The sequence below is a fragment of the Listeria cornellensis FSL F6-0969 genome (assembly GCF_000525855.1).
GTDB classification, from domain to species: Bacteria; Bacillota; Bacilli; order Lactobacillales; family Listeriaceae; genus Listeria_A; species Listeria_A cornellensis.
Map to the genome: position 1 here is coordinate 1 of NZ_AODE01000010.1, position 22,905 is coordinate 22,905.

General features: G+C 43.1%; 22 protein-coding genes and 2 pseudogenes. 22 read left to right on the top strand and 2 right to left on the bottom strand.

Annotation, left to right across the window (positions count from 1 at the left end; all coding sequences use genetic code 11):
* Positions 1-4 precede the first annotated feature (4 nt).
* From PCORN_RS19730 to PCORN_RS03815, 22 genes and pseudogenes are all read left to right on the top strand, one after another.
* Positions 5-2,128: an Ig-like domain-containing protein gene (locus tag PCORN_RS19730; RefSeq protein ID WP_036077684.1), complete on the top strand. Its 2,124-nt coding sequence runs from the start codon at positions 5-7 to the stop codon at positions 2,126-2,128.
* 113 nt (positions 2,129-2,241) lie between these two features.
* A complete protein-coding gene (locus tag PCORN_RS03720) occupies positions 2,242-2,526 on the top strand; it encodes a hypothetical protein (protein ID WP_036077687.1) in 285 nt (94 codons plus the stop codon).
* 28 nt (positions 2,527-2,554) lie between these two features.
* Positions 2,555-2,746, top strand: coding sequence for a hypothetical protein (locus PCORN_RS03725; RefSeq protein ID WP_036077689.1), 192 nt, complete (start codon positions 2,555-2,557; stop codon positions 2,744-2,746).
* Positions 2,722-4,179, top strand: a complete 1,458-nt coding sequence (locus tag PCORN_RS03730) for a polysaccharide biosynthesis protein (RefSeq protein ID WP_051999227.1) — start codon at positions 2,722-2,724, stop codon at positions 4,177-4,179. The genes PCORN_RS03725 and PCORN_RS03730 overlap by 25 nt, the downstream gene beginning before the upstream one ends.
* Before the next feature lie 69 nt (positions 4,180-4,248).
* Complete coding sequence (locus PCORN_RS18175) at positions 4,249-4,800, top strand: MDR/zinc-dependent alcohol dehydrogenase-like family protein (RefSeq protein WP_149024241.1); 552 nt, start codon at positions 4,249-4,251, stop codon at positions 4,798-4,800.
* 28 nt (positions 4,801-4,828) lie between these two features.
* Positions 4,829-5,365 carry a glycosyltransferase gene (locus PCORN_RS18180; protein WP_077913772.1) on the top strand — a complete coding sequence of 179 codons (537 nt, stop codon included), beginning with the start codon at positions 4,829-4,831 and terminating at the stop codon, positions 5,363-5,365.
* On the top strand, positions 5,362-6,633 hold the full coding sequence (locus PCORN_RS03740; protein WP_036077691.1) for a nucleotide sugar dehydrogenase: 1,272 nt from the start codon (positions 5,362-5,364) through the stop codon (positions 6,631-6,633). The genes PCORN_RS18180 and PCORN_RS03740 overlap by 4 nt, the downstream gene beginning before the upstream one ends.
* The gene (locus PCORN_RS03745) at positions 6,633-7,775 is read left to right on the top strand and encodes a glycosyltransferase family 4 protein (RefSeq protein ID WP_051999230.1); all 1,143 of its coding nucleotides are present in this window, start codon (positions 6,633-6,635) and stop codon (positions 7,773-7,775) included. The genes PCORN_RS03740 and PCORN_RS03745 overlap by 1 nt, the downstream gene beginning before the upstream one ends.
* Before the next feature lie 134 nt (positions 7,776-7,909).
* Positions 7,910-8,350, top strand: coding sequence for a sugar transferase (locus tag PCORN_RS03750; protein ID WP_338151758.1), 441 nt, complete (start codon positions 7,910-7,912; stop codon positions 8,348-8,350).
* A gap of 12 nt (positions 8,351-8,362) precedes the next feature.
* On the top strand, positions 8,363-9,532 hold the full coding sequence (locus PCORN_RS03755) for an aminotransferase class I/II-fold pyridoxal phosphate-dependent enzyme (protein ID WP_036077694.1): 1,170 nt from the start codon (positions 8,363-8,365) through the stop codon (positions 9,530-9,532).
* On the top strand, positions 9,529-10,962 hold the full coding sequence (locus PCORN_RS03760) for a hypothetical protein (RefSeq protein ID WP_036077696.1): 1,434 nt from the start codon (positions 9,529-9,531) through the stop codon (positions 10,960-10,962). Before PCORN_RS03755 ends, PCORN_RS03760 begins: the two co-directional genes overlap by 4 nt.
* Positions 10,955-11,491: an acyltransferase gene (locus PCORN_RS17095; protein ID WP_051999231.1), complete on the top strand. Its 537-nt coding sequence runs from the start codon at positions 10,955-10,957 to the stop codon at positions 11,489-11,491. Before PCORN_RS03760 ends, PCORN_RS17095 begins: the two co-directional genes overlap by 8 nt.
* On the top strand, positions 11,484-12,737 hold the full coding sequence (locus PCORN_RS18185; RefSeq protein WP_036077698.1) for an MATE family efflux transporter: 1,254 nt from the start codon (positions 11,484-11,486) through the stop codon (positions 12,735-12,737). Before PCORN_RS17095 ends, PCORN_RS18185 begins: the two co-directional genes overlap by 8 nt.
* A 19-nt stretch (positions 12,738-12,756) precedes the next feature.
* Positions 12,757-13,425, top strand: a complete 669-nt coding sequence (locus PCORN_RS03775) for a YveK family protein (protein ID WP_036077700.1) — start codon at positions 12,757-12,759, stop codon at positions 13,423-13,425.
* Positions 13,422-14,132 carry a CpsD/CapB family tyrosine-protein kinase gene (locus PCORN_RS03780; protein ID WP_036077702.1) on the top strand — a complete coding sequence of 237 codons (711 nt, stop codon included), beginning with the start codon at positions 13,422-13,424 and terminating at the stop codon, positions 14,130-14,132. The genes PCORN_RS03775 and PCORN_RS03780 overlap by 4 nt, the downstream gene beginning before the upstream one ends.
* Positions 14,133-14,151: 19 nt before the next feature.
* Positions 14,152-15,144 carry a polysaccharide deacetylase family protein gene (locus PCORN_RS03785; RefSeq protein ID WP_036077703.1) on the top strand — a complete coding sequence of 331 codons (993 nt, stop codon included), beginning with the start codon at positions 14,152-14,154 and terminating at the stop codon, positions 15,142-15,144.
* Positions 15,141-15,908 carry a formyl transferase gene (locus PCORN_RS03790; RefSeq protein WP_036077705.1) on the top strand — a complete coding sequence of 256 codons (768 nt, stop codon included), beginning with the start codon at positions 15,141-15,143 and terminating at the stop codon, positions 15,906-15,908. Before PCORN_RS03785 ends, PCORN_RS03790 begins: the two co-directional genes overlap by 4 nt.
* Positions 15,909-16,072: 164 nt before the next feature.
* Positions 16,073-17,253 (top strand): annotated as a pseudogene (locus PCORN_RS03795) (iron-containing alcohol dehydrogenase).
* A 92-nt stretch (positions 17,254-17,345) separates the two neighbouring features.
* Positions 17,346-18,830, top strand: a pseudogene (locus PCORN_RS03800) (peptide MFS transporter).
* A gap of 108 nt (positions 18,831-18,938) precedes the next feature.
* Positions 18,939-19,625 carry a histidine phosphatase family protein gene (locus PCORN_RS03805; protein ID WP_036077875.1) on the top strand — a complete coding sequence of 229 codons (687 nt, stop codon included), beginning with the start codon at positions 18,939-18,941 and terminating at the stop codon, positions 19,623-19,625.
* Between the two features lie 23 nt (positions 19,626-19,648).
* Positions 19,649-19,951 carry a hypothetical protein gene (locus PCORN_RS03810; RefSeq protein WP_036077706.1) on the top strand — a complete coding sequence of 101 codons (303 nt, stop codon included), beginning with the start codon at positions 19,649-19,651 and terminating at the stop codon, positions 19,949-19,951.
* A gap of 26 nt (positions 19,952-19,977) precedes the next feature.
* A complete protein-coding gene (locus PCORN_RS03815; protein ID WP_241433060.1) occupies positions 19,978-20,355 on the top strand; it encodes a VOC family protein in 378 nt (125 codons plus the stop codon).
* Between the two features lie 81 nt (positions 20,356-20,436).
* Here PCORN_RS03815 and PCORN_RS03820 read toward each other — a convergent pair whose 3' ends face one another.
* On the bottom strand, positions 20,437-21,474 hold the full coding sequence (locus tag PCORN_RS03820; protein WP_036077708.1) for an oxidoreductase: 1,038 nt from the start codon (positions 21,472-21,474) through the stop codon (positions 20,437-20,439).
* A gap of 238 nt (positions 21,475-21,712) precedes the next feature.
* Entirely contained in the window at positions 21,713-22,762 is a 1,050-nt protein-coding gene (locus PCORN_RS03825) for a lactonase family protein (protein ID WP_036077710.1), read from the bottom strand.
* Positions 22,763-22,905 lie beyond the last annotated feature (143 nt).

Below are 22,905 nucleotides of genomic sequence, written 5' to 3' on the forward strand. Positions count from 1 at the left end.
GTAAATGCTCTTATTTGCAAACCAAGATCCAACTGGTGATGCGAAAACAGGATTAACACAAGCAGAAATCGATGCAGCGCAAGCTTTAATCGACAAAGTAACAGATCCAACGAAAAAAGCAGAACTACAAGCAGACTTAAATAAAGCACAAGACCAACTAGATGCAGCAAATGCAGCAGAATTAGCAGCGCAAGATAAAGCACGTGCGGCAGTAAACGCCCTGTTTGCTTATCAAAACCCAGCTGGTGATACGAAAATTGGATTAACACAAGCAGAAATCGATGCAGCGCAAGCTTTAATCGACAAAGTAACAGATCCAGCGAAAAAAGCAGCGTTACAAGCTGACCTAGATAAAGCACAAGCACAATTAACTGCTAATTTAGTAGCTCCAAGCGCACCAACAGTCAACAGCGTAACAGCAGTAGACACAAAAGTTACTGGTAAAGGTCAAGCTGGTATGACAGTTGTTGTCAAATTAGCCGATGGAACAGAGAAAACTGGTGTAGTAAATGCGAATGGCGATTTCTCTATCGTTATCCTTGCACAAGCAGCAGATTCTCAAATTGCAGTAACACTTAAAAATGCTTATGGCGTAGCAAGTGAAGCAACTACAATAACAGTTATTGGTTTACCACAACCGGTAATTAATCCAATGACAATCTCTGACGTTACTGTTACAGGAACAATCGATGTTTCACAATTCCCAGCGTCTAAAGTGAAATTAATTATTAATGGCGCTCCTAAAACAATTTTGACAGTTGGAACAGACGGTTCATTCTCTTACTACACAGGGAATTTAGCTGCTGGAACAACGATCGAAGTACAATATGTTGGACCAAACGGTGCCTATTTAACAGATAGTCAATACGTAGGAACAACAGTTGTTACACAAGAAGCGGTTTCTCTTGTTTTAAATGAAATGACAGTTTCAGATATGTATATTACTGGAACAACGCTAGCAGATCACCGTGTTCGTGTAAGTATTAACGGTGTATTGAAAACAACAGTAACAGCGGATGCAACAGGTAATTTCAGTTACCTAAGTAGCTATTTAGTGAAAGGTGACGTTGTAACAGCAGACGTACTTCTTGGTGCGAATGTTGCTAAAACAGTAACTATCACAGTAGCAGATGCAGTAGCAACAGAATTAGTAGTTAATGAAATGACGATTGCTGATAGCACAATAACAGGGACAGCAACACCAAACGCAAAATTACGTATTAGCATAAATGGTGTAGCAAAAGCAGTTGTAACAGCAGATGCAGCAGGTAACTACACGTATACAACTGGTACGTTAGCATCTGGAACAGAAGTGAAAGTAGAGTTGCGTAATTCCTTTACAGGAGCTTATGACACATCGAAATCAGTTGTCGTATCTGGTGAAATACTAGGTCTTCTATTGACTCTAGACGATTTGAAAGCACCAGCGGGTCTTGTTTCTGGTGAAGCTACAGCTGGATACACAGTTCGTATTAGTGTGAATGGCGTAGTTAAAGCAAATACTGTCGCAACTGTCGATGGTAAGTATTCTTATAACGTAGGCGTTCTAACTGGCGGCGACGTGGTTAAAGTAGACGTACGTGTGGGTACGCAATATCTACTTGCAACAGAAAAAATTGTTAAAGCAGAATTTTCATTGAACCCAATCTTAGATACAGATCGTACAATCACTGGTAAAGCACCAGCTGGTAAAACAGTTCGTATTAGTATCAATGGCGTTCCTAAATCTGTCACAGTAGCTGATGCAGCAGGTAATTACACATACCTTATTGGACTTGTAGCAGTAGGCGATGTTATTAAAATCGAATTAAGAAATACAGAAACTGGTAAATATGAAGACTTCGTAGAAAGAACAGTCATCTCAGCAGCAGATGCTGGTCAAGTAACAATTAACGCGTTAACAACTGCAGACACAATGGTTACTGGTAAAACAATACCATCTGGTAAGTTGAGAATTAGCGTTGATGGTAAAGCGAAGACAGTTGTTACTGCAGATGCACAAGGAAACTACAGCTACTTCATAAGTGGAGTAAAAGTAGGAGAAGTCATCAAAGTAGAACTGAAAGAAAATAGCACGTATACTTCATTCGCTGAAACAACTGTTACAGAAGCTCCAGCGGCTGAATAAAGAAAGAACAAGCACCTAGATAGAATTTTACGATATAAGTAACGAAGAATGGGGGGAGGGGCTGATATTTTTTTAGTCACCTCCCCATTTTTAAACGAAGGAGAATGGGATAGATGAAAAGAATAATGACGCTCATGTGTACGGTCATGGTGGCGAGTATTACCTTACTGGGATGCTCTAATACGGATGATACGAAGAAAAATGAGAATAGCAAGCAAGAAACAACAAAGAAAAACGAATTAAAAGCAGACAATAAAGCCACATATGGTTTTAAGGATGTCGTAAATGCTAATGGTCTGCGTATCGAGTTTACAAAAGCGCAATTGCTAGAAGCGGAAGGCAAGAAAGATAGCATTTTGAAATTGTCTTTCGAACTAACCAACCCTACGGCAGATTAAAAAAGGTTTTACTGCGATCAATTTAGAAGTGAAGAACAAAGAAGGCGATTTACTCGATGTCTACCCAGGTGAAAATTACGGGAAAGAAATCGAAACGGGAACAACGGATAAGGGTGCTGGTTATTTTATGATGAAGGGTTCGGCTCCATTTACGGTGACTTATATGGATCCTGATCACAAAGAAGTAACGGCGACATGGGAATTAGCTCTCCAAAAATAATATGTGAAGGGTGCAAATCGAATGAAAAACCATTCTTAGCGCACGAAAAAAAAATCCTGATTATTGGCGCGGGTGAACTAGGTATGAATGTTCTCGCTTCTTTTATCAGAGATTATCCAGAAGAATATACGCTTACCGGTTTTGTGGACGATGATAAAACGAAATGGAACGCGGTGTTTCATGGCTACCCTGTTTTAGGGGGATTAGAAGCATTAGGTGATATGATCACGAGATTGAATATTCAGATGGTTGTCATCGCAATTTCTGATATAGATGCGGATAAACGTGAGGCTATCATTCAAACGGGATTAGCCAAACAGATCCAGGTGAAATCGATTCCGGGTATTCGCGAATTAATCACGCAAAACGATTCTTTTAAAGCGTTAGAAGAGGTTACGATGCAAGAATTATTGGGACGCTCTCAAGTAAAACTAGATGAGGCCCTCTTGGTATCGCAAATCAAAGGGAAAACGGTGTTAGTGACAGGAGCTGGTGGTTCGATTGGGTCGGAGCTCTGCAAACAATTATTGAAACTAGAGCCGAAAAAACTGATCGCGTTAGGACATGGAGAAAATAGTATTTATCAACTGTTAATGGACTTAGAAAGTGATCGAATTGAGCCTGTTATTGCGGATATTCAAGACTGTGATGAATTACGCGATGTTTTTGCAATATATGAGCCAGACATTGTCTATCATGCAGCCGCACACAAGCATGTACCGCTTATGGAACGTTCACTCAGAAGCGCGTTTAAAAACAATTTCATTGGAACTAAGAACGTGGCGGATATGGCGGAAGCTTTTCAAGTGGAGACGTGTGTGATGGTATCTACAGATAAAGCCGTTAAACCTGTGAATAATATGGGGCGCACGAAGCGCTTAGCAGAAATGTATATCCAAACAATGGCGGAACGAGCAACTATTTGTAATTTTTCAGTCGTGCGGTTTGGGAACGTGTTGGGCAGTCGTGGCAGTGTGATTCCACTTTTCAAGAGGCAAATTAAAGCTGGTGGTCCGGTGACGGTGACGCATTGTGAGATGACACGCTATTTTATGACAATTCCAGAAGCGGCATCGCTCGTACTACAAGCTGGGTCACTTGCAACAAGTGGAGATATCTACGTTTTGGATATGGGTGAATCTGTGAAAATTATAGAGTTGGCGCAAAATCTGATTGCACTTTCTGGTTATTCATTACAAGATATTGCAATTATAGAGTCGGGGATCAGACCTGGCGAGAAGTTACATGAGGAGTTACTAGATGCAGACGAGATACATCAAGAACAAATATCAGAGAAGATTCATGTGGGCAAGACGGTTCCATTCGATGTGAAAGAGCTGATCCGTTTATCAGAGGAGCATCGACAACTTACTGAAAGCGAGTTATTGGATGCGATATGTGGATTAACGAGTAAACAAGTACAGAGAGCATGAAGGAGATGATGGCAAGTGAACTGGTTATTCGCATATGATCATAAATTTTTTACAAATGGAGAGAGTGTGTTGTCGAAAACGGCATTTCCATATGAAACATGGCAACGTTATTTAACACATAGTGACACGTTAACAGTGGCTTGTCGGCTATATCCACTTACAGAAGAAGCGCAGGGATATAGCGTCTCTAGTGGTGAGAATGTGTCGTTTACAGCGATTCCTAATCCGAGTAGTTATGCCTACTTTATGCCACATAATAAAGCGATTCAAGCGATGCGAAAAGCGGTACGTCAAGCAGACGCCGTCATTGCACGTTTACCTTCTCAAATTGGTTTTCTAGCTGTAAAAGTAGCGAAAGAACTAGGAAAGCCGTACGCGGTCGAAGTAGTTGGTGACCCGAGCGAGACTTACCGTTTACATGGGAGTTTTAAGGCAAAGTTATACGCGCCTCTAGCCAAAAGAACGATGGAACAAACCGTTGCAGAAGCACCATTTGCTTTATATATTACAGAGAAAGAGCTGCAAAGGCTGTATCCGACGAAAGGCATCGAGACAAGTTGTTCCAACACGGAGCTGCCGGATTTTTCAAGAGCAGTATTATTGATGGAAAGAAAAAAATAGAGATTTAAATAAAAAAATTGTATTTGGAATGATGGGATCTCTCGATTCAGAGTATAAGGGACTAGATGTGGCTATTCGAGCATTAGCGCGTATCAAGAAGGGGCTTCCGGCCTTTGAGTTTCGCATCCTTGGAAGTGGTGCCAGCAGTAAATGGACACGGATGGTTGTTCAAAATGGTCTGGAAGATATGGTTGATTTCTGCGGAACGAAGCCATCACATGAAGTGTACGATTGGCTATCCGATGTGGATATTTATCTCCAACCGAGTCGCACGGAGGGACAAGGACGTTCGGTAATTGAAGCGATGGCGATGGGATGCCCCGTTATTACCTCTAGGGTTGGCGGTATGAAAGAACTGGCGGATCCAGCTATGCAGTTTGAAAGTGAAAATGACGCGGAATTAGCCGCAATTATAACAAGGTTATCTGAAAATCATGCGCTGTATTGTGAACAAATTGAGCGCAATTATATAAAATCACTACAATTTTCCAAACAAGTATTAACGGTAAAACGTGAGCAACATTACCAAAAATTTATGAATTGGATTGAGGGACAAAATAAATGAATGAATTAAAACTTGGTGTTCTAGGACTTGGTTATGTAGGACTTCCCGTGGCGGTAGCGTTTGGTAAAGAAATGCCAGTCGTTGGTGTGGATATTAATGAAACTCGAATTGCAGCACTTCAAAATAAAATCGATGATACGGGAGAAGTTTCACCAGAAGATTTATTTCTTACCGATATTACATTCACGAGTCAAGCAGAGCGTTTAGGTGGCTGTAATTTTATCATTGTTGCCGTGCCAACGCCAATCAATGAGAGCAATCAGCCGGATATGACGATTTTACACAAGGCATCACAAATGATCGGTGAAAACATGGAAAAAGGAACAATCGTAGTATTTGAATCGACGGTATACCCAGGCGCGACTGAAGATGAATGTGTGCCGATTATGGAACATTACTCTGGGCTCACATGTGGCGAGGACTTCTTCGTTGGTTATTCTCCAGAACGAATTAACCCGGGCGATAAAATCCACACCTTTACGACCGTTCAAAAAGTGGTAGCAGGGCAAAATGCGGAAATTACGAATATTATTGCGGATGTGTATGCTTCGGTTGTGACTGCGGGCGTGTATAAAGCTTCATCGATTCGTGTTGCAGAAGCCGCTAAAGTCATTGAAAACACACAGCGAGACCTAAATATCGCGTTGATGAACGAACTGTCTCGTATTTTCCACGCGCTGGATATTGATACGCACGAAGTTCTTCAAGCAGCGGGAACGAAATGGAACTTCTTGAAATTTGAACCGGGTTTGGTCGGCGGACATTGTATTGGCGTTGATCCGTATTACTTGGCGCATAAAGCGGAATCGGTTGGTTACCATCCAGAGGTCATTTTGGCTGGACGCCGTGTAAACGATAGTATGGCAAGCTTTGTCGGGCAAGAAATCGTGAAAGAGCTACTACAACAAAAGAAAAATATTTGTGAGCTAAAAGTGAGCGTTCTTGGTTTGACTTTTAAAGAAAACGTGCCGGATATCCGGAATTCGAAGGTCATTGATCTGATTGGCGAACTACAAGCGTTCGGGATGCAAGTGCAGGCTTACGATCCGTTGGCAAATGAGCAGGAAGTTGCCAAAGAATACGGATTGGAAATGGCAAGCTATCCAGAATTAGAAGCTTCCGATGTCGTGATTTTGGCAGTACCGCATGAAACGTTTATCGCAGAAAATGGCAAGAGGGTACGCGATATTTTGAAAGACGATTCAAGCATGTTAGTTGATTTAAAGAAAGCATTGGAAAAATCGCGTTCGTATAGCTGGAACTTGTGATGGCGAAGTTACTGATTGCAGTGACAGCAGATATTAGTGTGAGGCTTTTGAACGGACAGTTAGATTACTTGGTAAAGCAAGGTTTTGATGTCCATTTGGTCGTATCAAAAGGGGAAAGTTCGGAGGCATTGAAGCGGGATGGTCGGATTACAGTGCATCATGTGGAGATGGCGCGGGAAATCTCGGTTTGGAAGGACATGAAAGCATTGATACAAATGATTCGTGTTTTTCGAAAAGTACGGCCGGATATTTCGAATGTAGGCACGCCGAAAGCCGCGCTGTTAGGCAGTATTGCAGCGTTCCTCACGAAAACAAAAACGCGGATCTACACGTTACGCGGATTGCGAATGGAAACAGCGACGGGTCGACTACGAAAACTATTGTGGTTTATTGAACAGCTTATCATCGTGCTTTCCACGAAAGTCATCGCGATTAGTCCGAGTTTGATTACGAAATGTAGGGAGCTGCATATTCAAGGGACTTCCAAGATGAGCGTTTTAGGAAAAGGGAGCAGTAATGGGATTCATTTGGCGAATTTTGAAGAGAAGAGTCGCGAAACGGTTCGCTATGTTTTTGATAATCAGCAGTTTGTGGTCGGTTTTACAGGGCGGATTACGAAAGATAAGGGAATTGAGGAGTTAATCACGGCGTTTCTTGCATTAGAGGACATGAATTTATTACTCGTCGGCGATTTCGATGAACAACATGGGCTGAAAAAGGAAACGGTGGACGTGATTCAAAGCCACCCAAATATCCATGTTACGGGCTTTATTCCCAATCCTGCGCCCTATTATCAAATGATGGATGTGTTCGTGATTCCGTCCTATCGTGAGGGATTCTCGAATGTATGTTTAGAAGCTGCTGCGGCTGGGCTTCCTGTGATTGGAACAGACGTGACGGGGATAAAAGATGCGATGGTCGATCAGGTGACAGGGATTCTTATTCCAGCAAAATCAAGTTCGGCGATTCAAAAAGCGATCATGATTTTAAAGAACGACGAGGTTTTGCGGGAAACATATGCTTTTAACGGGAAGAAACGAGTGATTCTTGATTTCCAGTCGGAGCAAATGTGGGAGCGAATGAAAGAGGCATATTTAAAAGGGGGACACACAAATGTATGGGCATATAAAGCAAATCCTTGATGTTGTAGGGGCTTGTATCTGTCTTTTGATCTTTTCGGTACCACTCCTATCGATTGGAACGTTGCTATTTGTGACACAACGGCGCGTTTTTTTATAAGCAACAACGCGTTGGAAAAGCAGATCACGTTTTTTGGATCTACAAATTTCAAACGATGACGGACGCGCGGGATGAACAAGGCGTACTTTTGCCAGATGAGCAGCGAATTACAAAACTAGGGAACTTCTTGCGGAAGACAAGTCTGGATGAGTTACCGCAATGTTGGAACATTTTAAAAGGGGATATGAGTTTTATTGGGCCACGACCGTTACTTGTGGAGTATTTGGACCTCTATTCAGAAGAGGAAAGAAAACGACATCTTGTGAAACCTGGGATGACGGGACTTGCACAAATGAATGGGCGCAATGCAATTAGTTGGCAGGAGAAATTCATCTGGGATATCCGCTATGTGCAGGGCCTTTCTATCAAACAAGACATCCACATTTTGATACGCACGATCAAAAAAGTACTGTTCGTTGAGGATATTGCACGAGATGGTTACGCGACAACGCCACCATTTGAAGGTAGTAAAAAGTAAGGAGAAGATGCAATGAAAAGAATTCCACTAGCCATTCCCCATATGAGTGGGAAAGAAATGGCTTACATCAAACAAGCTTTTGCGGAAAATTGGATTGCCCCGGTTGGTCCTAATGTCGATTTGTTTGAAGAAAAAGTACGCGATTATACAGGTGCAGGATATGCGACGGCGACGAATTCAGGGACTGCCGCGATCCATCTAGCTTTACGTATGCTCGGTGTGACGAAAGGCGATACGGTATTTTGTCCAAGCTTCACATTCGCTGCATCCGCGAATCCAATCCATTATCAAGGTGCCGAGGCAGTCTTCATCGATTCGGAACTAGAGACGTGGAATATGTCGCCAATCGCACTAGAACGGGCATTACTTGATGCTAAACAAAACGGTCAACTTCCAAAAGCTATCATCGTCGTGCATATTTACGGGCAACCTGCAAAAATGACAGAAATTATGGCGCTTGCAAAAACGTATCAAATTCCGGTGGTGGAAGACGCCGCGGAGTCACTAGGCTCACTGTACCAAGGTGTGCAGACTGGAATAATCGGTGATATCGGAATCTATTCCTTCAACGGCAATAAAATTATCACGACTTCTGGTGGCGGTATGTTAGTCTCGGCAAACAAAGAATGGACGCAAGAAGCCAAGTTTTTATCCGAACAAGCGAAAGAAACGGCGCCGTATTATCAACACGAAAAAATCGGTTATAACTACCGACTGAGCAATGTTTCTGCGAGTATTGGTTGTGGTCAAATGGAAGTTTTACAGGAGCGGATTGACCAAAAACGGCTGATTTTTGATCGCTATGCGGAAGGCTTCGCAAAGTACACCGAAACATTTAGTAATTTTCCTAGCATCACGTATCAAAATGAAATCGAGGGTACTTTTTCGAATCGCTGGTTGTCGACGATTCAAATTCGCGGAGTCCACCCACTTCAGTTGAAGGAAGCGTTAGATGCGAGCGGAATTGAAGGACGCTTGTTATGGAAACCGCTCCACTTGCAACCAGTTTTCCGACAGAATCACTTTTTCGCAGAAGATGCTAATGTCAAGATCAGTAATGCGCAACACTTGTTTGAAAACGGCTTTTGTTTACCATCCGCGACGCAAATGACGCCGAGTGAGCAGCATTATGTTGTTCAAACAGTCGCCCGATTTTTAGTTCAAGCAGGTGAATCCATGTGAAGTCCTTTTCTAAAAAGCGACTCCTTGAATTTTCAGGTGTGACAATCATTGGTTTACTCTCGCTTTTTAGTTTCATCTTTATTAGTTTGCATGAAAGAGAGCCTGGATATGACTTGTTACCACTGTTACCACTACTATTTCTCTTTGCTGCTAGTTTTGTCTTCGTTCGCTCGCTTGTCTACGATTTTAAAATGTTTAATCTCGTTTTTACAGGGCTTGCTTTTATGCGCTATGTGGTGCTTCCATTTTTCATCGTATACGCGAGTTATTATGGCGGAAGATCACCCGTACCACCGACTGCGCATAGTTACGACTTAGCTTTAAAACTAATGTTGTATGAGCTTGTGGTTGTGACGATCGCGATTGTCATATTTGACGCAATCCGAAAAAAACGAAAACAGCAAAATCCATTACCTGAAAAAACCTTAACACGCAGTCCATCGATCTTTTTCTATATACTATTTGCGATTATCGGTTTTCTCGGCGTTTTCATTGTGCCAGGGGCCTTGCGTAGTATATCGTTTCTTGTACCGACCGACCGGGTTGTTGGTGTTCTCCAAACGTTATCTCTTCCATCTTACTTCGCACTATACATGTTTATGATTGCGAAACAAATCGTTGCCCTCCTGATTATCTGGTTTTGTTGCGAAAAATATAAAGCGCTAGGACAGGTATATTATGTGTACGCAGCAGTCGGCGTGATGGTGCTTAATATCGGAATTTTTGCGGGGACGAATCGAACGGATATCATTCTTTGTACCATCACTTCTCTGTTCGTTTTCAAAAAGCTATTTCCGAGTCACTTCAAGAAAGCCGCGATTCTCATCGTTTCTGTCGTGACATTTGTGGTCGTCTTGATCGCTTCTGTTCGGCAAATCGTTTCTGTATCGGGGGACGCAAGCCAGCTTATTGATTTCACGGATACGCTACAAGTTTACCTCGGTGGTCCGTATAATGTGGCGATGGCAATCGAAATGAAAGCCATGTTTCCTGAGGCAAGCCATTTGTCCGTCTTGTTCTATGATATTTTTAGGCCGATGATTGGCGTCAATATTTTCATTAAAGATTTGCCAATTGATTTCTCTGTACTGTACTTCAATGAGCGCTATTTCTTTAAAGATAATGTCTCACAAATTTTACCGATGATTGGGCAGGGGAACCTCTACTTTGGTTACCTTTTTGCGCCAGTTATTACGGTTAGTTTTGTGGCCTTGGCTTACTTTTTCCAATCGCAAATTGAGCGTGTCGGGAACCTTGAACTCGTCTATTTTCTGACTATTTCAACCGCGCGTATCGGTTTCTTGATGGGGCAGAACACGATGAATCTGGTGAATGATATTAGCTATAACCTCGTTTTATTCTTGATCATTTACTTCCTAAATCAAAAAATTATCTATAAACGCAAACAAAGGAGCTCCTTATATGAATAAAAAGTTAGACCAAGCAGGTCGTTTTCTTCGCTATTCTGTACCGATTCATTTGATTAATCTCGTCACGGCAATATTGCCGAACTGTACACCGACCGTTGCGATTCGCGGTTTCTTGATGCGCCCGTTCTTTAAAAAATGTGGCAAAGGATTTCGGATTGCGAGTGGTGTCATCATTAATAACCCAGAACGCATTGAAATCGGCGATAACGTCTACATCGCGCATAATAACTGGATCAATGGCGTCGGTGGTTTGAAAATTGATGCCAACGTCCGCATTGGCCCGATGAGCGTGATTGTAACATCGCAACACGCCTTTGAAAATGGCAAAATGACGAGTGGTTATATTCCAGCGCCCGTCCGAATTCACTCTGGTTGTTGGTTAGCTAGTAAAACCGTGATCACGGATGGTGTGGAAATTGGCTCCGATTCAATTGTTGCAGCAGGGGCGGTTGTTACGAAATCGTTCCCAGCACAAAGCAAGATTGGCGGCGTTCCGGCGAAACTCATTGGAAAACCAGGCGATGCTTAGAGCCCTACGAAATATCGCCAAAAACGCATACGGCATCACGATCATTAAAAAAGGTATCGTGATTATCACCGGCTTGCTATCGATGATTCTCCTTACCCGGTTTCTAGGCCCAGAGCTAAAGGGCGAATATAGTTATCTCTTCAACTTGGTGACGATTGGCATGACAATTCTCAATTTAGGTATATCGCTCGTCTATCCAGAATATAAGCGAAAAGGGCGCGATTATCGGAACGTATTTATCACGTTGTCTTTACTTCAATTTGTGATGTATATCGCGCTGTCACTCTTGTTTTTCTTCCTGTCTGGTATGGGAAACTACGGACTTGTAGCGATCCTCATTTCCGTCAGCATTTTGAACCTGCAACTTTCCCAACTGAATTTAGTAGAAGACATTCGTTCCCATAGCGTGATTACGATTATCGGCGCCGTATCCAATCTTCTTTTCACGATCGTCCTGTTTTACTTTTTCAACAGTAATGTGAGCCTTGTCTTGCTGGTTTTTCTAATCAAAAACCTGATTTTAATAGCCTGCACGCTCAAAGTTCTCCTGAAAAATTTTCAGTTTAGCGGCTCGAAAAAAGCTTTTCAAACCATTTTGGCAGCGGGTATGTTACCGATGTTGACGACGTTCCTGATTTCGATAAACTACCGGATTGATATCGTGCTGCTCGGTTGGATGAATGTTTCCTTCTACGATATCGGGCTTTATAGTACCGGCGTACAGTTAGCCGAATACGCGTGGATGATTCCAGATATTTTTAAAGAAGTCATGCTGCATAAAAATGCACGGCGCGATGATATCAAAAGCTTACTTTTCTCGTTGCGGATGGCGACAACTTCGGTCTTATTCTTCGGAGTTCTGATGATTATAGGCGGTAAATGGTTGATCGAATTTATGTTTGGCGCAAGCTTCATCGGCGCTTACGGGATCACCGTCCTCATGTTTTTAGCGGTACCTTCAATGGTATACACGAAAATCATCGGGACATTATTTATCGCAAACGGGAAATGGCGTTTCTACTTTGTGACGCTACTCATCACGGTTCTACTCAACATCGCACTCAATTTTGCGCTGGTGCCTTTCTTTGGAACGATGGGTTCCGCACTCGCATCCATTGTTTCCTACAGCGTTTCTGGCGGTGTTTTCCTCATCTGGCTAGTCCGAAACACCGAAGCAAAATGGTACGACGCAATACTCATCAAAAAACAAGATGTCGTCCAGATACGGCAAATTATTAAGAGATAAAGGAGAACGAATCGATACTATGGATATAAAACTTATTTTCCAAACGATAAAAAGAAATAGTCGACTGATCATCAGTTTAGCTTTCATCGGGATTTTACTAGCAGGTGCCTTGACTTTCTTCGTCATTCCAAAAGGCTATAGCGCCACGACACAAATCCTAGTCACGCAAGCAAAAGAAAGCGACAATGCCCAAAGCTCGGAGGTGCAGGCCAACATTCAGATGGTAAACACCTACTCCGTCATTTTAAAAAGCAAGCAGCTCTTGAAAGAAGTAGCGAAAGAATATCCCCAATATACATCCAATGATATTGAAAAAATGATGATGGTGACCAGTGATTCGAATTCCCAAGTTATTAATCTCAAAGTGAACAACAAAGACCCACATGTTGCAGTGGATATTGCGAATACAGTAACTAGCAAGTTTGTGGACTACACGAGCGATCGCATTAAGTCGAACAATGTCTCGATTTTATCTAAAGCCTACATGGAGGACAGCCAAAAGCCATCCAGTCCGAATCACAACATGCATCTCGCAATTGGGTTGCTGGCCGCTTTATTCCTAAGTTTTATCATTATCGTGCTCAAAGAAGTGTTTGATAATACGATTAAAACACAAGATGAAATTGAACAACTTTTAAAACTGCCAATCCTCGGAACGGTGAATCAAATAGAGAAGGGAAATAAATGATGCCAATAAAACTAAGGTCAAAAAAGAAGCAAAATATCTCGATTATGCAAAAAGAATCCAACTCAATCTCATCAGAGCAACTGCGTACGATTCGAACGAGTATTCAATTCGCCTCCACGGAAAAATTGCGCACGATGGTTGTCACATCCCCAGAACCAGGTGCTGGAAAGTCGTTCATCTCGATGAATTTAGCAATCTCATTCGCGGAACAAGGAAATAAAGTTTTGCTGATTGATGCCGATTTGAGAAGACCGACCGTGCATACGACCTTGCGACTATCCAATGAGCTTGGACTGAGTAACTATTTGGCTGGGCAAGGCAAGTTAGAAGAATGCCTCCAAGAAATCACTATGCATGAAAATCTGTTCGTGATTAGCAGTGGCATCATCCCGCCGAATCCCGCTGAATTACTGTCCTCTAACAAGATGAAAGAGTTTGTGCAAATCGTCTCGAATATGTTCGATATCGTGATATTTGATGCTCCGCCAGTGTTGCCAGTTGTTGACCCACTGATCATCGGAAACATGGTAGACGGTCTTATCTTAGTCTTGCGAAGTGAGCACACCGACCAAAGTGACGCGGTACAGACGCTAGATAAAATTAAACAATCCAAAATTAAAATGATCGGTGCGGTGCTAAACGGCAGAAAAAATCGAGGCGACAGCTACAAAACGGTCTATTACACAAAAAAATCAAAAGTAAACTAGAAAAGGTAGGTAAGGCCTCGTGAAAAACGGTTATTTCGTCATATCCCTTGATTTTGAATTACGATGGGGAAGTTATTCTTGGGATACAGATCACACATACGACAACAATATTTTAGGTGCTAGGAAGGCGATTCCAGATATGTTGCGGACATTCGAAGCATATCAGATTCATGCCACATGGGCGACAGTTGGAGCATTATTTGCGCCATCCAAAACAGCGATTTCAGACGCAAATAAGCAACATTTTGATGAGACGGCATCAGCGGACCATCTAGCCCAGTTTTTAAAGGAATGTACGGCGCTCGGGGAAAATGAGTTTGAGGATCCGGGTCATTACGGTCTTTCTTTGATCGAACAAATAAGCGCCACACAATATCAAGAAATTGGATTGCATACTTTTTCCCATTTTTATTGTCTAGATAATAAGGGCGCAAAAGAAACATTTGAGAGCGATACGCGTGCGGCACTAGCAATGATGGAGGCGCAAAATATTCAGCCTAAGAGCTTTGTTTTTCCGCGTAATCAATTTAATCCGGCACTTTTAAGTACGTTGAAAGATCATGGTCTGGACGTTGTTCGTGGGAATGAAAATCATAGCTTATATCGGGAACGCGAGGGGCGCGAGCGCAAACTACACCGTGCTTTAAGACTCATGGATTCCTATATCAACATCTCGGGTCATCATACTTTCACGCCTGATTCTTGTTTGGACCGGGACATGATTAACATCCCATCGAGTCGCTTTTTAAGACCGTATGCGAAACAAGCTAGTTTCTTGGAGCCGCTCAAGTTACACCGCATCAAAAAAGCGATGCGCCATGCTAGTAAAAACGGAGAAGTATTCCATCTTTGGTTCCATCCGCACAATTTTGGCCTGAATATCGAAGAAAATATACACATGCTGCAAGAAATTTGCCAGTATTACGAGGATCTGCAAAATGAGTTCGGCTTTGAGAGCGTAACGATGCAGGAGCTAGCACAAAAAGTGAGAAGAAAGGAAGTTACCGCATGAAAATAATGATGCTTGCAGGCGATAAGGCGAGTACCCATTTCGTCTATCAAAAAATAAATGCGGCATTTCCAATCAGCATGGTAGTCATGGAAGAACCGCTATCTAAAAAAGGAATGTTGAAAAGACGGCGAAAGCGTTTAGGACTCCGAACAGTTGTAGGACAGGTGTTATTTCAACTTTTGGGAATGCCCGTTTTAAAACAGGAGGCGCGTGACCGTGTGAAGCAAATTATTAGAAATGAAGACATGCGCGAGGCACCAATATCTAAATCTCAAATCCAGCGGGTACCGTCTGTGAACGATGAAAAAACGATCGAATGGATACGAGCAGAAGCGCCAGAGCTCATTATTGTTTGTGGAACGCGGATCATTAGCAAGCAAGTATTAGAGGCAACAGATGCTCCTTTTGTCAATATTCATGCGGGGATTACGCCATATTACCGGGGCAGCCACGGAGGATATTGGGCACTCGTGAATCAGGATAAAAGAAACTGTGGGGTTACGCTACACTACCTGGATACTGGGATCGATACGGGAAGTATTATTGCGCAAGAAAAAATCGCTGTGACATCCCAAGATAATTTTGTTACGTATCCTTATTTACAACTCGCAAAAGGCATCCAGCTACTCGAACGGTTTCTTTCAGAGGAGAAAATGGAACCACCAGTACAAAAGATCGCTGACAAGGAGCGAACGGGAAAAGTTTTCTATCACCCGACATTATTTCAGTATTTGTTATTTAGAAAAAAGCGAAAGGTGAAATAAACCGATATTGCGCAGGAATCTTTCGAGGTTTCTGTTTTTTGTTTGAATTGTTTTAAAAAGGTGTATTTACAGTATAGTGGTCCATTCGTTACAGATGGTGGGAATTGTGATAATATGGATATGTGACAAAATCTAAGGCAAAAAGAAAGCGGGGACTTTATACAATGAATAAAGGAATTGCAAATTTTGATTATTATAACCCAACGCACATCGTGTTTGGAAAAGACCGGATTGGCGAACTAGCGACACTGATTCCGACGGATAAGAAGGTTTTAGTGCTTTACGGTGGCGGAAGTGTGGAGCGTTTTGGGACGCTTGCGAAGGTTCGTGAGGCGCTTACTGGGCACACGTTTGGTGAGTTTGGTGGGATTGAAGCGAATCCTACATACGCGACGCTTTTACGTGCGATTGAACTCGTGAAGAAGGATGGCTATAATTATTTGCTGGCTGTCGGCGGTGGTTCTGTTATTGATGGAACAAAATTCGTAGCAGCGGGCGCGCTTTTTGATAGTGAGCCGATTAATATTTTTGGTAGTGGGATTGGTGAGGGACTTCCGATTAAGGAGCTTTGCCGTTTGGTACGGTGTTGACGCTTCCTGCGACTGGTTCTGAGATGAATAGTGGCGGTGTCGTGAGTATTGTGGAGAAGAAGGCGAAACTTGGTTTTGGTAGCGCTGTGACGTTCCCTCAGTTCTCGATTCTTGATCCGCAGTTGACGTATACGTTGCCGAAGCGCCAATTGGCGAACGGTGTGATTGATTCGTTTGTGCACATTATGGAGCAATATATGACGTATCCGGTCGGCGGAATGGTGCAGGATCGGTTTGCGGAAGGCTTGCTTGAGACGCTGATCGAGATTGGGCCAGACGTGGTGGATGAGTCGAATCATGACTACAATCTGCGTGCTAACTTTATGTGGGCGGCGACTTATGCGCTGAACGGGACGCTGAACAAAGGGGTTCCTGGTGACTGGTCGAGCCACGGTTTGGGCCATGAGATTACGGCGCTGTACCATATTGACCATGCGCGGACGCTGGCGATTGTGTTGCCTTCGCTGCTTGAGATTCGGAAAGAGCAGAAGGGCGCGAAGTTGTTGCAATATGCGGAGCGTGTTTGGCATATTACGGATGGGACGGATGACGAGAAAATGCAAGCAGCCATCGATAAGACGCGTACTTTCTTTGAGTCACTAGGTGCTCCGACGCATTTCAGTGATTATGAGCTTGGCGAGGAAGTCGTTGACGCGCTCGTTTCGCAGCTTGAAAAACATGGTTTGACGGCTGTTTCCGAACGTGGCGATCAAACGCTTGATGTTAGTCGTGAAATTTATAAAAATGCGTTGTAAAATCGGCTAATTTTTTATGATGTATAGGACGCTAGACTTTTATCGGTTTGGCGTCCTGTATATATATTTTGATAGGGAAGTGGGGAGTTACGATGAGGGAGATCAAGGATAGTAGTGCTAAAACATTTTTTGGACATCCGCGCGGCCTTGCGACGCTGTTCTTCACGGAATTTTGGGAACGTTTTTCTTATTATGGCATGCGCGCTATTCTTATTTACTACATGTACACGGCGGTTGTCGATGGCGGGCTTGGTTTTTCTCAGGCGACAGCGACGGCGATCATGTCGATTTACGGTTCGCTTGTTTACATGTCTGGGGTTATTGGCGGTTGGACGGCTGATCGAATTTTAGGGCCGCGTCGCACGATTTTTTACGGTGGTGTCCTGATTATGGTTGGGCACATTGCTTTGTCGTTTCCAGGAGGTGCGACGGCACTTTTCGTATCGATGTTCTTCATTATTATCGGAACTGGCTTTTTGAAACCGAATGTGTCGAACGTTGTTGGTGACCTTTATCCAAAAGGAGATCAAAAACGCGATGCTGGGTTTAGTATTTTTTACATGGGGATTAACTTGGGGCTTTTATCGCGCCGTTTATCGTGACGAACGTGTCGAATTCGGCTAATAGTTATCACGCTGGTTTTGGTGTGGCGGCAGTCGGGATGGCGGTTGGCTTGATTGTGTACGTGATTACAGGGAAAATGTACTTGCGTGATACCGGCAAAAAAGTACCAAATCCATTGAAAAGCTCGGAAAAAAAAGAAAATGTCTGGTTTAGTACTCGCTTTGGCGGCTGGGATAACTATGATTGGAACGATTGTGGCGCTTCTTCAAGGGGAATTCACATTGCAAACAGTTATCATGACGGTGACGATTTTAGGTGTTATTATCCCACTTATTTACTTTATTGTGATGATGACGAGTAAGAAAACGACGAAAGATGAGCGTTCGCGACTTACGGCATACATACCTTTGTTCTTGATTTCGGTTATGTTTTGGATGATTGAGGAGCAGGGATCAACGACGCTTGCGTTATTCGCGGCAAATCGAACGGATCTGAGTATCGGCAGTTTTGAACTCGATCCAGGGCTATTTCAATCCCTAAATCCGATGTTTATCATTATTTTATCACCGATTTTTGCTTGGATTTGGACGAAGCTTGGAAAACGGCAGCCAGGAACACCACGAAAATTTGCGTTGGGCCTGTTTTTTGCGGGATTATCCTTTGTGATTATGATGTTACCAGGGATTCTAGCGGGAAACACAACGACCGCAGTAAGTCCGATGTGGCTCGTGCTCAGCTTCTTTATTTGTATCGTGGGTGAGATGTGCTTGTCACCGGTCGGCTTATCGGCTACGACAAAGCTAGCACCAGCGGCGTTCGCCTCGCAAACGATGAGTGTTTGGTTCCTATCTGACGCGATGGCACAGGCGTTTAACGCGCAAACAACGCAATTTTTTAATGCAGATACGGAGATCATATATTTCGGGATTTTCGGATTTGGCGCGGTGGCGTTTGCCGTGTTACTATTCCTATGTGCGCCGCTACTTAAAAAGAATATGCGTGGAGTAGACTAATTCACACGACTTGGCGTTTTTCTTATTGCAAGAAAGGCGCCTTGTTTCATTGCAAAACAGCCAATAGCTTGATACACTAAGGGTATCTTTTAAGAAACGGTGGTGCTTGTGAAAATGGCTGGGAAAGTGACTTTATATGTGACGCGACACGGAAAAACGATGCTGAATACGACGGAGCGTGTGCAAGGTTGGGCGGATTCGCCACTTACAACGGAGGGCGTTCTGGTGGCGGAACAGTTGGGACGAGGCCTCACGGATACGAAGTTTGAAGCGCTTTACACGAGTGATCGCGGACGGACGCTTGAAACAGCGGATATTGTGATGCGACATGGGGCTTTTGAATTGCCTGTGAATCAATTGAAAGGGTTGCGCGAATTCGGTTTTGGTAAATTTGAAGGCGAATACAATCTGTTTATGTGGGAAACGGTGAGTAAAATGCACGGATTTGATTCTGTGGAGGCGTTTTTTGACGTACATAAGCACGATGCGCCGCGGGTTATGATTGATGCAGTAACCGACATGGATGAGACTGGCATGGCGGAGAATTGGGATATTTTCACGGAGCGGTTGTTGCAGTCGCTGGATTTGATTTGTAGTGAGCAAAAAGATGGCAATGTGCTCGTGATTTGTCACGGTATGGTCATTAATATCTTGCTTTCGCTGCTTGATCCAACGCGAGTCGACGGTCCAATTGAAAATGCGAGTGTGACTAAAATCAGTTATGAAAACGGCAAATACACGGTGGAATCGGCGAATGATATGCAATACGTAGCACGTGGTGTCGTTAAAAATTAAGATAAAGGGATGAAGAACAATGGATGACATGGAAGAAGTACCGATCAAAAAAAAGAACAACTTTCTTAGGCTTTATGGCGTTTTTACTAGGAATTCTATGTATTGTTATGATTTTTATGAAGCCAGTGGAGATTGGATTCGTAACGGCGAGTAACTGGTTTATTGTGATTTTTGGTGTGGCGGTTTTAACGCTGATTTTATCGATTTCAGGAATTGCCAGCGAGCGAGAACGCAATTTTTTCCCAATTATCGGATTTATTATTTCGATGGCGTATATCGTGTTCTGGATTATTTTCTTCCTGTTGATATTAATCGGCGTGATGTAATAAATAAGTGAGATGGAGGAATGAGAATGATGAATAAAACAAACAGATTAATTTCTACTTTTTTAACGTTTAGTGGTGAGGCAGAAGCGGCGATGGATTTCTACGTGGGATTGTTTGGCGAAGATGCGAAGACGTTTGGGAAGACGTATATCGGTGAAAACGATCGTGGCGAAACCGGCAAATTACTCAATGGTACATTTGAGATTCGCGGTCAATCATTTATGGTTATGGATATGGAAGCCGAGTACGCAACGCCATTTTCATGGGCAACGACGATTTTAGTGCAATGCGAAGAGGAAGCAGCATTTGATCGCTTATTCGCAGCATTTTCTGAGGGTGGCTCCGTTATGATGGGTCCTATCGAGATGGCACCGTTTAAAAAAAGTAACGTGGGTAACCGATAAATTCGGCGTAACATGGCAATTAGTTTGGTAATGTAAAAAGGTCCACCGTCTCTAGAAAATAGGAGCGGTGGGCCTTATTTTTTATAAAGTTATCACGCGTGGATTTTTGGCGGTGAAGCCTTGTTCTAGAATAGTCATGTTGGTTAGCGTTTCTTCATCGCTGACTAATTTTGATGTGCCGTTTAGAATGGCGTCGTGGAGCTGATCGTAAAGTCGACCGTAGTCGCCAAGCGGTGTTGGTACGATTTCTTCCCTTGTTTCGCCATTTGCATCGACATAAACGAGCGTGCCATAACTGCTTTCTGGGTCAACGCCGAAATCCGTCTCGCCGGGCATCACGCCAGCCTTAAGATACGTTTCCTGTTGATCGATACCGTATTTGACAAAGCTGCCTTTTGTGCCGTGAAGAGTGAATTTTGGATAAGGAATGTTCACTAAATGGCTCGTTTTGACGATAACTTTCAACGTTGGATAGAAGAATTGGACTTCAAATGTGTCATCAGGATTGTTCGGATTACGGACGGAACGAATGTCGTAGCTGACTTCTTCCGGACGGCCGAATAGATCGATAATTTGATCCATCATGTGAACGCCGAGTCCGTAGAAAGCACCGTCGTAATATTTTCCAGGCGCATCGGGAGCTTCTGGGCGGTAATAATCCATATGAGATTCGAGCTCGACAAGTTCGCCTAATTTCCCGCTAGCTAGTACTTCTTTGACAGCCAAGAAATCACTATCGAAACGACGATTTTGATAGGCCATCGCGATTAAGCCTTTCGATTTAGCGAGCGCGAATAGTTCTTCCGCTTCCTCCGAAGTCGTGCAGAACGGTTTTTCGACCAGCACATTTTTGCCGTTTTCCAATGCTTTTTTAGCGAGATCATAGTGCGTACTTGCTGGCGTACAGATGCTGACTAACTGAATGTCGCCGTCTTGTAAAAGCACATCAAGATTATCCGTAAATTCAATCTGATGTTGCGCATATTCGGCCTCAAGTTCTGGCTTCCGGCGGTGATTATAAATCGTTTTAATGCGGATATTGTCGCGGATTAGCGTGTAAGGCATATGATAACGCGTCGTACTTTTTCCAAATCCGATATAACCAATAGTCAATGTCATTATATTTCCTCCTAGAGAGATGCTTGGGCCAAATAAATCGGCGACAAGCGCTCGCATTTAAGGAGTTTCACGAACTTCCGGTTCTCATGTACAGTCGTACACTCCGCTTCCGGCTTCCGCAAAACTCCTTAAATACAAACGCTTTCGCTCGATTTGTGTAAAGCCATAAATACTTTTTATCTAAAGTATGGTGAGCTCTTTTCACTTATTCCGAATTTCCCCAAGGCCTCTTGTTTTATTACTCGTTAATAAATTTCACGCAAACTGGTTCTGGAACGTGGATATCTTTTTGAAGTAAAGTTAGTGCGCCAGTTTCTTTATTCACGCCAAATACTGTTACGTTGTTCGTGTTTTCGTTGGATACTAGCAAAATTTCGCCGCTCGGATCAAGGTCGAAGTCACGAGGACCAACGCCTTCCACAGGAGTAGTAGCCGCCAAACTCAATTTACCTTCTGCATCAATCGCAAAAGTCACAACCGCATCTTGTCCGCGATTAGAAACATATAGGAAGCGACCGTCGTTGGAAATGTGAATCGCGCTGCCTTTATTTTCACCACTAAAATCAGCTGGTAAAGAAGCAATGCTTTGAATCTCAGTTAACGCGCCAGTGGCTTCATCATAAGCTGCAACGACAACATCAGCCGCCATTTCCGTCATGATATAAGCCATTTTGTCGTTCGGATGGAAAACAAGGTTACGAGGACCGCTTCCACCTTTGACTTTCAAATCGCTCACTTTTTCAAGAACACCATCGTTTAGCGCATACGTTGTCACATAGTCCGTTCCAAGATCACACGTAATGACAAATTTCTCATCCGGCGTGAAGCCTGCAAAATGGGCATGTGCTTTTTCTTGACGCGCTGTGTTCGGGCCAGTACCGATGTGCTGAACCGACGAACTTGGAGCTTTCAGTGCACCGTTTTTCTCGGTTGGGTAGGCCACAATCGTTCCTAAATGATAGTTCGCTGATACGACAAATGCGCCGTCTTTCGATGCATCGACATAACAAGGAGGATTTCCAGCTTGGACTTCTTGGTTCAAATAATCAAGAGAACCATCTTCTTTAATCGCAAAAGCCGCAACTCCGCCATTTTCACCGTCTTTTGCAACGGAATAAAGATGTTTTTGATCGTCTGTTAATTTCAGGTAAGTCGGATTATCCATTTTTCCAGCAAGTTTATTTTGCGTAATTTCACCTGTTTTTTTATCAATATGAAGGCGATAAATTCCTTCACTTTCTACTTTGGTGTATGTACCAATGTAGGCAATTGCTTCTTTGTTAGCCATAAATCTTTTCCTCCTTTAAGCGTTATCTTCTTTATTATTATAGCACAGCTGGAGAAAAGTATAGGCTTATAAAACTGTGTTACAAATATTTCTGTATAAGTACTTATTTTAGAGATTGAAAACACAATTTTAGCGAAAAAAGT